The organism is Streptomyces sp. NPDC058674, assembly GCF_042716505.1.
Taxonomy (GTDB): Bacteria; Actinomycetota; Actinomycetes; order Streptomycetales; family Streptomycetaceae; genus Streptomyces.
Window position 1 is genome coordinate 37,418 of the sequence record NZ_JBHXSC010000053.1, and the last position, 13,542, is coordinate 50,959.

Genomic DNA, 13,542 nt, shown 5'->3' on the forward strand with positions numbered 1-13,542 from the left:
TTCACTTTTCCGCTCCGCCCCGCCCTGCCCTGCCGCGCCGTGCGCCGTCCCGCGCCCGCCCCGGGGCCGGCGGCCGGACCGTGCCTTGGAGTACCCGTGTCTTCGTACGAGAACAAGCTGTCCCGGCGCGCCTTCGGCGGGGCCGTCGGCGTGACCGCGGCCGCCACCGCGGTGGGGCTGGGCGCCACCCCGGCCGCGGCCGCCGAACCCCCGGGGGCGGGCTCCGCGGCCCCCCTGGAGCGACCGTTCCAGGCCGCCCGCGGGCGCCGCTCCCGCCGTCCCAACATCCTGTTCATCCTCGGCGACGACCTGGGCTGGGCCGACCTGTCCTCCTACGCCTCCCCGCACATCAAGACCCCGAACCTGGACCGGCTCGCCCGCCGGGGCGTCCGCTTCACCGATGCCTACGCGGGCTCCGCGACCTGCTCCCCGACCCGCTTCAGCCTGTACACCGGGCGCTATCCGGGCCGTACGGCGGGCGGGCTCGCCGAGCCGATCGCCGACCGGTCGGCGGGCCTGGACCCCCGCCACCCCACGCTCGCCTCGCTGCTGAAGGAGGCCGGGTACGCGACGGCCCTGATCGGCAAGTGGCACGCGGGCCACCTGCCTCGCCACAGCCCGACGCGGTCCGGCTGGGACGAGTTCTTCGGCAACTTCGGCGGGGCCCTGGAGTACTACTCCAAGCTGGGGCCGGGCGGCGAGTACGACCTGTACGAGGGCGACGCCGAGCACAAGGACCTGCGCTACTACACCCGGATCCTCACGGAGCGGGCGAGCGAGTACGTCTCCCGCGACCACCGGGGCAGGCCGTGGCTGCTGAACCTGAACTTCACCACCCCGCACTGGCCGTGGATCGCCGAGGGGGACACCCGCGAGAGCGCCGAGATCGTCCGTCGGATCGAGGCGGGCGACGCGCGGGCGCTGTGGCACCAGGACGGCGGCTCGGTCGAGAAGTACAAGGAGATGGTCGAGGACCTGGACCGCTCGGTCGGGGAGGTGCTGAAGGCGCTCAGGCGCTCCGGCCAGGAGGAGGACACCCTGGTCGTCTTCTCCAGTGACAACGGCGGCGAGCGCTTCTCGTACAACTGGCCGCTGTCGGGCAGCAAGGCGTCCCTCCAGGAGGGCGGCATCCGGGTCCCGAACATCGCGTCCTGGCCCGCCCGCCTGGACGGCGGCCAGGTCAGCCACGTCCCCCTGTTCAGCCCCGACTGGACGGCGACGCTGCTGGAGCTGGCCGGTACGCGACCGCACCGCGCGTACCCGCTGGACGGCGTCAGCCTGGCCGGATACCTGCTGCGCGGCGAGGAGCCCGCCCGGCGGGACCTCTTCTGGCGGGTGCGCGGGGAGCGGGCGCTGCGGCGCGGGGACTGGAAGTACTACCGCGGCAGGGCGGGCCGCGACCAGCTGTTCAACCTGGCCGGGGACGTCCGCGAGCAGGCCGACCGGGCGGCCCTGGAGCCGGCGCGGCTGGCGGAGCTCCGGGCGGCCTGGGAGCGGACGGACGCGGGGCTGCTGCCCTACCCGGCCTGAGCCCTCTGAGCCCGCTGGGCCCGCTGAGCCCTCACTCGACGGCGGTGGTCGCCTTCGCGCCGAGACCCTTGCCGTCGGGGGCGGTGAGGACGAGGCTGCCGCCCTGGATCCGCGCGGTGAGCGGGCCGCTGCCGAACAGCTCGGTCAGCGCCCGCTCCACCTCGCCGGCGGGGCCCTCGCAGGCCAGCCTGGTCGTGGTGAGCGGGCCGAAGGAGACGGTGGAGCCGTCCACCGCGGCCGTGGCGCTGAACCGGTTGCAGCCGAGGCTGCCGCTCGCCGTGGCGTCGGGGGCGAGGGTGAACCGGGCCCGGCCCGCCGCTTCGGCGGGTACGGAGGACACGCTGTCTCCGCTGGTCAGGGAGTCGACGGTCCACTGCGTGGCGGTGAGCGGGGCGTCGGGGGTGCGGGGCTCGGAGGTCAGGGCGAGGGTGCTCCCGTCGGCGGCCTTCAGGGTGAGCCGGTCGGGGCCGCGGTCGAGGGTGAGCCGGCCGCGGAACAGTTTGGCGAACTCCACCTCGAACGCCTGGTCCGCGCAGGCCATGGTCGTCGAGGCGCCGGGGGTGACGGTCAGGGCGGTGCGGCCCTCGCGGACCACCTTCGCGGTGAAGCCGTTGCAGCCGTAGTTGCCCTTGGCCTCGTCCTCGGCGAGGTCGAGGCGGGCCTGGGCGGGCGCGTGCAGGGTCCGGCCGCCGGTGGTCAGGGACTCGACGCGCCAGGAGCCGGCGGCGCCGGGAGGCGGTTCGCTCCGGTCCTCGGCGGCCCCGCCGCAGGCGACGAGGGCGAGGGCGAGAGCCAGGCCGATGGGGACGTGCCGAAGGGTACGCATGCTCCTGTGACGGGCCGGCCGCCGAGGCGGTTCCGCCGGGACCGGGCTGCGCTGCCGTCGCGGGACCCGTCCGGGGCGGCGCCGCGCACGGTCCGGGCCCGTCGGGCGGCCCGGTCACCCGTCCTCGACGCCTCGACGCCTCACCGCCTCACCGCCTCAGCGCCTCAGCGCCTCAGCGCATCAGGGGGAGCAGGGCGGACAGGTCGGCGCGCTCGCCGCCGGCCCGTACCAGCGCCCCGTCGAGCGCCTCCGCCCATCCCGTACGGCCGGTCGCCAGCCGCATCCAGGTCAGCGGGTCGGTCTCCACCACGTTCGGCGGGGTGCCCCTCGTGTGGCGGGGGCCCTCGATGCACTGGACCACCGCGAAGGGCGGGATGCGCACCTCGACCGATCCGCCCGGCGCCCTGAGGGCGAGGGCGTCGGCGAGCAGCCGGGTGCAGGCCGCCAGGGCCTGGCGCTCGACGGGGACGTCGAGTCCCGCGGCCCGGTTGAGGTCGTCGGTGTGGACGACCAGCTCCACGGTCCGGGTGACCAGGAAGTCGGCCAGGGTCATGTCACCGATCCACAGGTCGAGCACGTGCCCGTCGGGGCGGGCGGCCAGGGCCTCGGCCATCCGGACGCCGGCCCGCTCGTACAGCTCGGGCAGCGGCGCGCCGCCGAGGGTCTCGCGGGCCGCCTCGGAGATCCTGCCGGCCAGGGACGCCGTGGCGAAGGGCCATTCGGCGGCGCGGAGCTCGGCGACGGCGGCCGACGGGCGGGCCAGGCCCGCCGCCAGCGAGTCCGCGATCCAGGCGACGTGCGCGGCCAGGTCGGCGACGGACCAGTCCCCGAGCCCGCTCGGCCGGGCCAGCTGCTCGGGCCCCAACTCCCCGACGGCACGGGCTACATGGCCGAACTGGGCGGTGACGGCGGCGCGGATCTTCGCCGAGTCGTAGGCGCGCGGCTTCTTCCTGGCGGGCGGCATCCCCCGACCCTACTAGGCCGTCTCTTTCGGATCGTGGCGCCCGGCACGGTCCGAAGGAGCCGGACCGTAGCCGCCTGCCGGGACCCGTACGACCCGTACGCCCCGCACGGCGCGGGCCCCCGCCCGGAGGTGATCCGGACGGGGGCCCGTGGCGAACCGGGGGCGGGGTCAGGCCAGCAGGGCCGGGATCGTCGCCTCGTGGGCCTCGCGGAGCTCGGCCAGCGGGAGCGTGAACTCGCCCTGGACCTCGATCGCGTCGCCGTCCACCACGCCGATGCGGGCGGCCGGCAGGCCCCGCGCACCGCACATGTCGGTGAAGCGGAGCTCCTCGCTGCGCGGGACGGACACGACGGCCCGGCCCGCGGACTCGGAGAACAGGAAGGTGAAGGCGTCCAGGCCCTCGGGCACCACGATCCGGGCGCCGTTGCCGCCGCGCAGGCAGGACTCGGTGAGCGCCTGGATCAGACCGCCGTCGGACAGGTCGTGCGCGGCGTCGACCATGCCGTCGCGCGAGGCGGAGATCAGGATCTCGCCGAGCAGCTTCTCGCGGCCCAGGTCCACCTTGGGCGGCAGGCCGCCGAGGTGGTCGTGGACGACCTGGGACCAGGCCGAGCCGCCGAACTCCTCGGTGGTGTCGCCCAGCAGGTACAGCAGCTGGCCGGTCTCCGAGAACGCCATCGGCGTACGCCGGTTGACGTCGTCGATCACACCGAGGACCGCGACGACCGGGGTCGGGTGGATCGCGGTGTCGCCCGTCTGGTTGTAGAGGGAGACGTTGCCGCCGGTGACCGGGGTGCCGAGCTCCAGGCAGCCGTCCGCGAGACCGCGGCAGGCCTCGGCGAACTGCCACATGACGCCCGGGTCCTCCGGCGAGCCGAAGTTCAGGCAGTCGGAGATGGCCAGGGGCTTGGCGCCGGTCGCGGCGACGTTGCGGTACGCCTCGGCCAGCGCCAGCTGCGCGCCCGTGTACGGGTCGAGCTTGGCGAAGCGGCCGTTGCCGTCGGTGGCCATGGCGACGCCGAGGTTGGTCTCCTCGTCGATGCGGACCATGCCCGCGTCCTCGGGCTGCGACAGCACGGTGTTGCCCTGCACGAAGCGGTCGTACTGGTCGGTGATCCAGGACTTCGAGGCCTGGTTCGGGGACGAGACCAGGGCCAGGACCTGCGCCCGCAGCTCCTCGGAGGTCTGCGGCCGCGGGAGCTTGTTCGCGTCGTCCGCCTGGAGCGCGTCCTGCCACTCGGGTCGGGCGTAGGGGCGGTTGTAGACCGGACCCTCGTGGGCGACGGTGCCCGGGGGCACGTCCACGATCTGCTCGCCGTGCCAGTAGATCTCCAGGCGCTCGCCCTCGGTCACCTCACCGATGACGGTGGCGATGACGTCCCACTTCTCGCAGATCTCCATGAACCGGTCGACGTACTGCGGCTCGACGATCGCGCACATGCGCTCCTGCGACTCGCTCATGAGGATCTCCTCGGGCGAGAGCGTCGCGTCGCGCAGCGGGACGGTGTCCAGCTCGACCCGCATGCCGCCGGAGCCGGCGGAGGCCAGCTCGCTCGTGGCGCAGGAGAGCCCGGCGCCGCCGAGGTCCTGGATGCCCGCGACCAGCTTCTCCTTGAAGATCTCCAGGGTGCACTCGATGAGGAGCTTCTCCTGGAAGGGGTCGCCGACCTGGACGGCGGGGCGCTTGGTGGGCTTCGAGTCGCCGAAGGTCTCCGAGGCCAGCACGGACACGCCGCCGATGCCGTCGCCGCCCGTGCGGGCGCCGTAGAGGATGACCTTGTTGCCGGGGCCGGAGGCCTTGGCGAGGTGGATGTCCTCGTGCTTCATCACGCCGATGCAGCCGGCGTTGACCAGCGGGTTGCCCTGGTAGCAGGCGTCGAAGACGACCTCGCCGCCGATGTTGGGCAGGCCCAGGCAGTTGCCGTAGCCGCCGATGCCCGCGACCACGCCGGGCAGGACGCGCCGGGTGTCGGGGTGGTCGGCGGCGCCGAAGCGCAGCGGGTCCACGACGGCGACCGGGCGGGCGCCCATGGCGAGGATGTCGCGGACGATGCCGCCGACGCCGGTGGCCGCGCCCTGGTAGGGCTCGATGTACGAGGGGTGGTTGTGCGACTCGACCTTGAAGGTGACCGCGTAGCCCTGGCCGACGTCGACGACGCCGGCGTTCTCGCCGATGCCGACGAGCATGGCGTCGTTCTCGGGGGCCTTCTCGCCGAACTGCTTCAGGTGGACCTTGCTGCTCTTGTACGAGCAGTGCTCGGACCACATGACGGAGTACATGGCGAGCTCGGCGCCCGTGGGGCGGCGGCCGAGGATCTCCCGGATGCGGGCGTACTCGTCCTCCTTGAGGCCGAGCTCCTTCCAGGGCTGCGCGGCGTCCGGGGTTCCGGAGGCGTTCTTTACGGTGTCGAGGCTCATGCGCTGACCAGCTTCTTCAGGACCGAGGTGAAGAACGGGAGGCCGTCGGTGCGGCCGGTCCCGATCAGCGGCTCGACCGCGTGCTCGGGGTGCGGCATGAGGCCGACGACGTTGCCCTCGGCGTTGGTGATGCCGGCGATGTCGCGGAGCGAGCCGTTCGGGTTGCCGTCGAGGTAGCGGAAGGCCACGCGGCCCTCGGCCTCCAGCTCGTCGAGCGTGCGCTCGTCGGCGGTGTAGCGGCCGTCCATGTTCTTGAGCGGGACGGAGATCTCCTGGCCGGCGGTGTAGTCGCCGGTCCAGGCCGTCTGCGCGTTCTCCACCCGCAGCTTCTGCTCGCGGCAGATGAAGTGCAGGTCGGTGTTGCGGAGCATCGCCCCCGGCAGCAGGTGGGCCTCGGTGAGGACCTGGAAGCCGTTGCAGATGCCGAGGACGGGCATGCCCGCCCTGGCCTGCTCGATGACGGTCTCCATCACCGGCGAGAAGCGGGAGATGGCTCCGGCGCGCAGGTAGTCCCCGTAGGAGAAGCCGCCCGCGAGGACGACCGCGTCGACCTGGTGCAGGTCCTTGTCGCGGTGCCAGAGGGGGACCGGCTCGGCGCCCGCGATGCGGACGGCGCGCAGTGAGTCACGGTCGTCGAGCGTTCCGGGGAACGTGACGACTCCGATGCGAGTGGTCACCGTCAGGCCTCGACCTTCACGGTGAAGTCCTCGATGACGGTGTTGGCGAGGAAGGTTTCGGCCATCTTGTGGATGCGGTCGAGGGCGGCCTGGTCGACCGGTCCCTCCACCTCCAGCTCGAAGCGCTTCCCCTGGCGGACGTCGGCGATCCCCTCGAAGCCCAGGCGCGGCAGTGCACGCTGCACCGCCTGGCCCTGGGGGTCGAGGATCTCCGGCTTGAGCATGACGTCGACTACGACGCGTGCCATCGGGCACTCCCGTGTGTGGTTGGTGCGAAGGCGGTTCCCTCAGCGTACCCGGCCAAAATTTCTACGCGGGTAGATATCCTTCGCCCGTGATCGCCCGGCGGATTGGGCTTCACCAACGCTTCGCAAAATCCGCCGGAAAATCTCGCGCTCGGCATTGCGGCGGGACACGCGGAGAGAATTAACTGGGCTTCGCAATGCAATGGGAATCGGGGTACAAAGGAATCACCCGCGGTGAGTGACATTTGTCGCCTCACGACGGGGACGGAATGATGCATTGCTCCGAAACATCCACACAGGCGACATCGCCGCACGTCACCAGGTGGCGGCGTCGCACGAAGGGACCGATATCCGTGGCGCAGCGCGTAGTAGTAACGCTCTCCGACGACATCGACGGCGGAGAAGCGGCGGAAACGGTCGCGTTCTCCCTGGACGGTAAGTCGTACGAGATCGACCTCAATGCGGCCAACGCAAAGAAACTGCGGAAGGGCCTGGCACCCTTCGTGGCCGCGGGGCGGCGCCAGTCCCGCTCCGGGAAGGCCTTCAAGCACACGTCCATCGCCCCCGACCCGGCGGTCGTCCGCGCCTGGGCGCGGGCCAACCAGCACGACGTGCCGCCGCGCGGCCGCATCCCCAAGAGGATCTACGAGGCCTACAACGCGGCCCACTGAGGGCCGATTTGCCATCCACCCCCCTCCGTCGGCTAGTGTGTGGATCACGCCGAGGGGCCAGACCGCAGGTCAGAGCCCCGAAGGTCGTGCGGGTGTAGTTCAGTAGTAGAACATCCCTCTTCCAGAGGGAAGGCGCAGTGTGCGATTCCTGTCACCCGCTCTGCACGCTTTACCGACCACCACGGTGGATCGGGTAGAGTGATGCACGCATCGCCGAGCGCGTTCCTACGCGCGGTGTGCATGCGGACGTAGCTCAGTTGGTAGAGCACCACCTTGCCAAGGTGGATGTCGCGCGTTCGAGTCGCGTCGTCCGCTCAGCGTGAGAAGCCCCCGGTCATCGACCGGGGGCTTCTTCGTGCTTTCCGGCTTACCGGCTTCTTCTTGCTTCCCGGCTTCCCGCCCCCCGGTCCTGCGGGTCCCCGTGCCCTGACAGATGTCATCACCCTCCATGACAGGGCGCACTGCCGTCGCCGCCCGGCCGCCGGGAGGCTTGGACCATGATGTCCAGCGGTGGTTCCGCCGGGAGCCGCGCCGCGGGGACGCGGGACGAGCCGGGGGACGGGAAGCGTGTCGAAACTGACCGGGTGGTGGAAGAACCGCAGCAGCGCGGGGAAGGTCGAGCTGTACACCCGCTGGTCCTTCCACTTCTTCGTGCTCATCGAGATCCTGACGATCGGGGTGGCCTCGCTGGGGTCCATGACGGGGAAGTCCTCGGCGGCGCTGACGCTCTCGCTCTTCCTGACGGTGTGCGTCCAGTCCGTCCTGTGCGGGGTGCTCTCCTCCCGCGCGCTGGACTGGATCGTGGAACGGCGCGAGCGGCCGGTGCGGCTCGCGGTCGCCACGGCCGCCGTGACCGTGGCGGCGGGGCTGGCCGTACTCCTGCTGCGCCGGGCCGGGCTGACCGGGCCCCCGGAGGTGGCGCCGACGCTGGTGCTGGGCATGGCCTGCTTCGCCTCCGGCTCGGTGGTCCTGTGCCTGCGCCGGGTCCGGCACATGCTGTACATCGCCCCGGGCACGGCGGCCGGCACCTCCCTGTCGATGCTCGGGCTGGGCCTGCCGGCCGCGGAGGCCGTCGGGTACGGGGTCGGCATGCTGCTGAGCGGGCTGTTCCTGGTCGTGGCCTGCGGGTTCTCGGCGTGGCTGGTGCGCACGGTCCGGGAGCTGGACCACTCGCGGGAGATCCAGGCCCGGCTGGCGGTCGCCGAGGAGCGGCTGCGCTTCGGCCGCGACCTGCACGACGTGATGGGCCGCAATCTGGCGGTGATCGCCCTCAAGAGCGAGCTGGCGGTCCAACTGGCGCGGCGCGAACGCCCCGAGGCGGTGGACCAGATGATCGAGGTGCAGCGGATCGCCCAGGAGTCCCAGCGGGAGGTGCGCGACGTCGTGCGCGGCTACCGCGAGGCCGATCTGGCCGTGGAGTTGGAGGGCGCACGGGGCGTGTTGAGCGCCGCCGGGATCAACTGCCGGGTGGAGCTGCGGGAGCGGCGCACCCTGCCCCCGGCGGTGCAGTCGGCGCTGGGCTGGGTGGTGCGCGAGGCCACCACCAACGTGCTCCGGCACGGGGAGCCCCGGCACTGCGTGATCCGGCTCGCGGCCGCGGACGGCGGGGAGGACCTGGTCCTGCTCGTGGAGAACGACGGGGTGCCCGCCGTGGTCCCGCCACGTGACGGGCGGCCCGGCTCCGGGCTGGCGGGGCTGCGGGAACGGCTGGCCGCGGTGGAGGGCTCCCTGGAGGCCGGGCCGGCTCCCGGGGGCCGCTTCCTGGTCCGGGCGGAGATCCCCGCGCGCCGGCTGCGCAGCGAGCCGAGAGAACGCAACGAACCGAGGGAAGAGGAAGAGGAGGTGCGGGCGTGAGTCCCGTACGCGTACTGCTCGCCGACGACGAGCACCTGATCCGCGGGGCGCTGGCCGCCCTGCTCGCGCTGGAGGACGACCTGCTGGTCGTCGCGGAGGCGGCTTCGGGACCCGAGGCGCTGGCGATGGCGCGGGCCCACCGGCCGGACGTGGCGGTGCTGGACCTCCAGATGCCGGGGGCGGACGGTGTGAGCGTGGCCACATCCCTGCGGACCGAACTCCCCGGCTGCAAGACCATGATCGTGACCAGTCACGGCCGTCCGGGGCACTTGAAGCGGGCCCTGGCCGCGGGGGTGCGGGCCTTCATCCCGAAGACGGTCTCGGCGCAGCGGCTGGCCGAGCTGATCCGGACCGTGCACGCCGGAGGCCGTTACGTGGACCCGGAGTTGGCGGCCGACGCGATCAGCGCGGGGGACTCGCCGCTGACCGCCCGGGAGGCGGAGGTGCTGGAACTCGCCGCGGACGGGGCGCCGGTCGCGGAGATCGCGGAGCGGGCCGCGCTGTCGCAGGGGACCGTACGGAACTACCTGTCCTCGGCGGCGACGAAGCTGGGAGCCGAGAACCGGCACACGGCAGTGCGTCTCGCACGGGAGCGGGGTTGGGTATAGTGGGTACCGCGCTACGGCGCATGCGGACATAGCTCAGTTGGTAGAGCACCACCTTGCCAAGGTGGATGTCGCGCGTTCGAGTCGCGTTGTCCGCTCAGCGTGGGAAGCCCCCGGCCTTCGGCCGGGGGCTTCTTCGTGTCTCAGGTCCCGGTGGTCGCGGTCCACGACAGGCCGGTGAGCCGCTCGTAGGCCTCGACGTACTTCGCCCGGGTCTGCTCGACGACCTCCTGCGGCAGCGCGGGCGGCGGGAGTTCGCCCTTCGGGTCCCAGCCGGAGGCCGGGGAGGCCAGCCAGTTGCGGACGAACTGCTTGTCGAAGGAGGGCTGGGTGCGGCCCGGCTCCCACTGGTCGGCCGGCCAGAAGCGGGAGGAGTCCGGGGTGAGGACCTCGTCGGCGGCGACCAGCGTGCCGTCCCCGTCGAAGCCGAACTCGAACTTGGTGTCCGCGAGGATGATGCCGCGCTTGCGGGCGATGTTCCGGGCGCGGGTGTACACGGCGAGGGTGGCCTGGCGCAGCAGGGCGGCCGTCTCGGGGCCGGCGGAGCGCGCGACCTCCTCGTAGGAGACGTTCTCGTCGTGTTCGCCGACCTCGGCCTTGGCGGCCGGGGTGAAGATCGGGCCGGGCAGTTCGGAGCCGTCCACCAGGCCCTCGGGCAGGCCGAGTCCGCAGACCGTCCGGGTCTTCTCGTACTCGGCGAGGCCGGAGCCGGTGAGGTAGCCGCGGGCCACGCACTCGACGGGGACCATGTCGAGGTTCCGGCAGACCAGCGTGCGGCCGGCCCAGTCCGCGGGGGCGCCGGCCGGCAGTTCGGTGCTGATCACGTGGTTCGGGACCAGGTCGGCGAGCTGGTCGAACCACCAGAGCGAGAGCTGCGTCAGGACGCGGCCCTTGTCCGGGATCTCGGTGGGCAGCACCCAGTCGAATGCGGAGATCCGGTCGCTGGCGACCATGACCAGCCGGCCGTCCCCGTCGCGGTAGAGGTCGCGGACCTTGCCGGTGTGGAGGTGGACGAGGCCGGGCACCTGGACCGGCTCGGGCTTTTCGACGAATCCGGACACGGGGTCTCCCTGTGGTTCTGTACGAGCGCGAACCCATTCTCCCGCACCGGGCCGCGTGCCCCGCTCAGGGGGGGGTGCCGACCCGCCGCCGCGCGCGCCGCGTTCAGTCGCGCTTGCAGATCCGGTCGAGGAGATTGGCCGTGGCGCGCTGGACGCGCTCGTCGACGTGGCCGGGCCGGTCGAGCGCCGGGGACCAGGCGAAGGTGCCGGAGGCGAAGACCAGCGCGCCGCTGGGGGCCCGGTAGAGCGAGGTCTCCTGGTGGCGGCGGTGGCCCTCGCCGTCGAGGTACGGGGAGTGCGCGAGCAGGATGCGGTCCGCGTGCTCGGGGAGCTGGGTGCGCGGGAAGTAGCGGTCCGCCTCGCCCGCGACGAGGCCGGGGAGTTCGTCGTTCTCGCCGGCGCCGGTGGAGTCCCAGAGCCAGTGCGTGGCGTTGCGCACGATCAGCGGCTCGGGCTCGGGGACGCGCCCCGCGTACTGGATGCCGAGCAGCTGCTGCTCGGGGCGGTCGACCTCGCGCCACAGGCTGGAGCGGCCGGGGCCGCGGCGTTTTCGGCAGGTGAGGAGCCGGTCGTCCACCCCGGAGGGGGAGGGGCCCAGCTCGACCTGCCAGTACATGGTGTTGGCGGAGAGGAAGACGAGCGAGGTGCCGTGGTCGCGGGCGCGCTCGGCGGTGCGGCGCATCGGGGCCGACCAGTACTCGTCGTGGCCGGGGAAGACCAGGCCGCGGTAGCGGGTGGGGTCGACGCGGCCGGCGTGCAGGTCGCGGGCGTCGGCGTAGGCGAGGTCGTAGCCGTAGCGCTCGGCCCAGCGGATGAAGTCGTAGGCGTGGCCGACGTGCAGGGGCAGGCCGGCGCCCGCGTAGGGGCGGTCGAAGGAGACGGTGGTGGCGGCGTCGCGCTCGCCGAGCAGCCGCCCCTGCTCGTCCCACGCGTGGTAGAGGCTGGCGCCGGTGCGGCCGTCCTCCGGGTAGAGGTTGTAGGCCTGCCAGGTGATGTCGGGGAGCAGCAGGAGGAGGTCGGCGGGATGGTCGTCGCGGACCGTGAAGGGGATGTGCGAGCGGTAGCCGTCGGCCGTGGTGAGGACGGCGACGTACGCGCCGACGCTCCAGTAGCTGGGCACCTGCAGCCGCCAGGACATCCACCAGTGGTGGCAGGAGACGGTGCGGTCCGCGGCCAGGGGGGCCGGTTGGACGATGCCGGAGAGGCGGGGGCTGGTGGTGATCTTCGAGGCCCCGTCGCCGCCGTAGTGGCCGATCCGGTACACGTCCACGGAGAACTGCTGGGGCGGGTCGACGGTGATGTGGAAGTCGATGGCCTCGCCGGGGGTGACGGCGCCGGAGGAGGTGAATCCCTTGATCTGGCGGCGCACGTCGTCGGCGGTGAGCGGGCCGCCGTTGCCGCGGGCGCGGGGGATCAGGCCGGCGCCGGCGCCCGCGGCGGCCGGGTCCACGTACCAGGGCACCACGTGTCCGGTGTCGTCGAAGTAGAGCTCGCTGCCCCGGAACCAGGGCAGGGGGCCCTGCCCGAAGGGGTCGTTCACCGCGTGCGCGAGCGCACCTGACTCCCAGCGCCGGATCTGGTCCGCACCCATGACCGCTCCCCTCCCTCGCTCCCCCGAACAGGCATCCGTCGAGTCGGTGCGCGGCACTCTTTCCGGTCACCGTTTCAGGTCACCGGGCCGCGACCGGTCCCAGCACATCACATAACGCACGCAGTCCGTCACCGTTCGTCGCGAATTGACGTGACCGGAACACTGCCGTCCGTTTGCCTGTACGAGCCGTCGCCCCGCGGGGGCTCGGGGTCGGCCGCGGCGTCAGACGAGCCGGACCGGCTTCTCCGGGCGGACGCCGAGGTCCGCGAGCCAGTCCCGCAGGGGCTCGGGGTCGCCGTCCTCGACCAGGGACAGCACGCGCGGCGCCAGGTCGGAGCGGCGGGCGCCGCCGACCAGCAGGACCGGCCCGTCGAGCCAGTCCATGCCCGGGGCGGCGCCGGCCGAGTCCACGGCCGCGCAGCACACCATCGCGGTCACGTGGTCGGCCAGCAGGTCCCGGCCGCTGCGGGGGGGCTGGAGCGGGAACAGCGGCACGGCGTCGGCGCCGTGCGCCTGCGCCTTCCCGGCTCCGGCGGCCGGGCCGGCGGCCTGCTCCTCGCGGGCCAGGTCGCCGCTGAGCCGGCCGGCCAGGGCCTCGCCGGCCGCGCAGTCGCCCGCGGGGTCCGTGAGGTAGCCCAGCACCCGCTCCAGGGTGGGCCCGGCGAAGGCGTCCGCGAGGGGAGCCGGGGCCGGGGAGCCCGGCGTAGGGGCGGGGGCGGGGGAGGCGCCGGCGGAGCCGGGGGCCTGAGCGGCGCCGGCCGGGCCGGGCGGGGCGGTGTCCGGTGAGGTCGTGTCGGGCCGGGTGGCGTCCGGGCTGGGGGTGACCGGCGCGGTCGTGGCCGGGGCGGTCTCGTCCGGCGCGGCGGTCGCTGCCACGGGAGTGCCTGGGCGGGCGGCGGTGGTCGGCGCGGCCGTGGCCGGCGCGGCGGTGGCCGGCCGGGCGGTGGCGGGCGCGGTGGTGGCCGACCCGGCAGCGCCCGGCCGGGCGGTGGCCGGCCCGGCGGTGGCCGGCGCCGCGGGGGCCCGCGCCGCAGCGCCCGGCCGGGCGGCGGCCGGCGCGGTGGGGGTCCGCGCGGGGGTGTTGCGCACCGAGGTGTTCC

At 73.3% G+C, this 13,542-nt stretch carries 13 protein-coding genes and 3 tRNA genes; 8 read left to right on the forward strand and 8 right to left on the reverse strand.

Going from position 1 to position 13,542, the window contains the following annotated elements; all coding sequences use genetic code 11:
* The first annotated feature begins 96 nt into the window (after window positions 1-96).
* Window positions 97-1,530: a sulfatase-like hydrolase/transferase gene (locus tag ACFWU6_RS24385; protein WP_383983032.1), complete on the forward strand. Its 1,434-nt coding sequence runs from the start codon at window positions 97-99 to the stop codon at window positions 1,528-1,530.
* Window positions 1,531-1,561: 31 nt separating this feature from the next.
* On the opposite strand, the gene ACFWU6_RS24390 is transcribed toward ACFWU6_RS24385, so the two are convergent.
* From ACFWU6_RS24390 to purS, 5 genes are all read right to left on the reverse strand, one after another.
* Window positions 1,562-2,356 carry an META domain-containing protein gene (locus ACFWU6_RS24390; RefSeq protein ID WP_383805451.1) on the reverse strand — a complete coding sequence of 265 codons (795 nt, stop codon included), beginning with the start codon at window positions 2,354-2,356 and terminating at the stop codon, window positions 1,562-1,564.
* A gap of 172 nt (window positions 2,357-2,528) precedes the next feature.
* Window positions 2,529-3,320, reverse strand: a complete 792-nt coding sequence (locus tag ACFWU6_RS24395) for a sterol carrier family protein (protein WP_383805449.1) — start codon at window positions 3,318-3,320, stop codon at window positions 2,529-2,531.
* Between the two features lie 168 nt (window positions 3,321-3,488).
* Complete coding sequence (purL, locus tag ACFWU6_RS24400; protein WP_383983034.1) at window positions 3,489-5,738, reverse strand: phosphoribosylformylglycinamidine synthase subunit PurL; 2,250 nt, start codon at window positions 5,736-5,738, stop codon at window positions 3,489-3,491.
* Window positions 5,735-6,415 (reverse strand): phosphoribosylformylglycinamidine synthase subunit PurQ, encoded by a 681-nt coding sequence (gene purQ / locus ACFWU6_RS24405; RefSeq protein WP_383805445.1) that lies wholly within the window; start codon window positions 6,413-6,415, stop codon window positions 5,735-5,737. The genes purL and purQ overlap by 4 nt, the downstream gene beginning before the upstream one ends.
* A gap of 2 nt (window positions 6,416-6,417) precedes the next feature.
* The gene (gene purS, locus ACFWU6_RS24410; RefSeq protein WP_030009438.1) at window positions 6,418-6,663 is read right to left on the reverse strand and encodes a phosphoribosylformylglycinamidine synthase subunit PurS; all 246 of its coding nucleotides are present in this window, start codon (window positions 6,661-6,663) and stop codon (window positions 6,418-6,420) included.
* Between the two features lie 350 nt (window positions 6,664-7,013).
* Here purS and ACFWU6_RS24415 point away from each other — a divergent pair, with 350 nt between their 5' ends.
* The 6 genes from ACFWU6_RS24415 to ACFWU6_RS24440 all read left to right on the forward strand — a co-directional run bounded on the left by ACFWU6_RS24415 (window position 7,014) and on the right by ACFWU6_RS24440 (window position 9,888).
* Window positions 7,014-7,331, forward strand: coding sequence for an Lsr2 family protein (locus tag ACFWU6_RS24415; protein ID WP_383805443.1), 318 nt, complete (start codon window positions 7,014-7,016; stop codon window positions 7,329-7,331).
* An 88-nt stretch (window positions 7,332-7,419) separates the two neighbouring features.
* A tRNA-Gly gene (locus ACFWU6_RS24420) sits at window positions 7,420-7,491 on the forward strand.
* An 82-nt stretch (window positions 7,492-7,573) separates the two neighbouring features.
* Window positions 7,574-7,646: transfer RNA gene (locus tag ACFWU6_RS24425), tRNA-Gly, on the forward strand.
* Window positions 7,647-7,898: 252 nt separating this feature from the next.
* On the forward strand, window positions 7,899-9,185 hold the full coding sequence (locus tag ACFWU6_RS24430; RefSeq protein WP_383805441.1) for a sensor histidine kinase: 1,287 nt from the start codon (window positions 7,899-7,901) through the stop codon (window positions 9,183-9,185).
* Complete coding sequence (locus ACFWU6_RS24435; protein WP_383805439.1) at window positions 9,182-9,793, forward strand: response regulator; 612 nt, start codon at window positions 9,182-9,184, stop codon at window positions 9,791-9,793. Before ACFWU6_RS24430 ends, ACFWU6_RS24435 begins: the two co-directional genes overlap by 4 nt.
* A gap of 22 nt (window positions 9,794-9,815) precedes the next feature.
* Window positions 9,816-9,888 (forward strand) — tRNA-Gly (locus ACFWU6_RS24440).
* Between the two features lie 45 nt (window positions 9,889-9,933).
* Here the strand turns inward: ACFWU6_RS24440 and ACFWU6_RS24445 are convergent.
* The 3 genes from ACFWU6_RS24445 to ACFWU6_RS24455 all read right to left on the reverse strand — a co-directional run bounded on the left by ACFWU6_RS24445 (window position 9,934) and on the right by ACFWU6_RS24455 (window position 13,318).
* A complete protein-coding gene (locus tag ACFWU6_RS24445) occupies window positions 9,934-10,851 on the reverse strand; it encodes a phosphoribosylaminoimidazolesuccinocarboxamide synthase (RefSeq protein WP_383805437.1) in 918 nt (305 codons plus the stop codon).
* A 103-nt stretch (window positions 10,852-10,954) separates the two neighbouring features.
* Complete coding sequence (locus ACFWU6_RS24450; protein ID WP_383805435.1) at window positions 10,955-12,442, reverse strand: N,N-dimethylformamidase beta subunit family domain-containing protein; 1,488 nt, start codon at window positions 12,440-12,442, stop codon at window positions 10,955-10,957.
* A 222-nt stretch (window positions 12,443-12,664) separates the two neighbouring features.
* Window positions 12,665-13,318, reverse strand: a complete 654-nt coding sequence (locus ACFWU6_RS24455; RefSeq protein WP_383983036.1) for a hypothetical protein — start codon at window positions 13,316-13,318, stop codon at window positions 12,665-12,667.
* 22 nt (window positions 13,319-13,340) lie between these two features.
* Between ACFWU6_RS24455 and ACFWU6_RS24460 the strand changes: the two genes are divergently transcribed.
* Window positions 13,341-13,542, forward strand: a 202-nt coding sequence (locus tag ACFWU6_RS24460) for a hypothetical protein (protein WP_383983038.1), incomplete at its 3' end; no start/stop codon positions are given.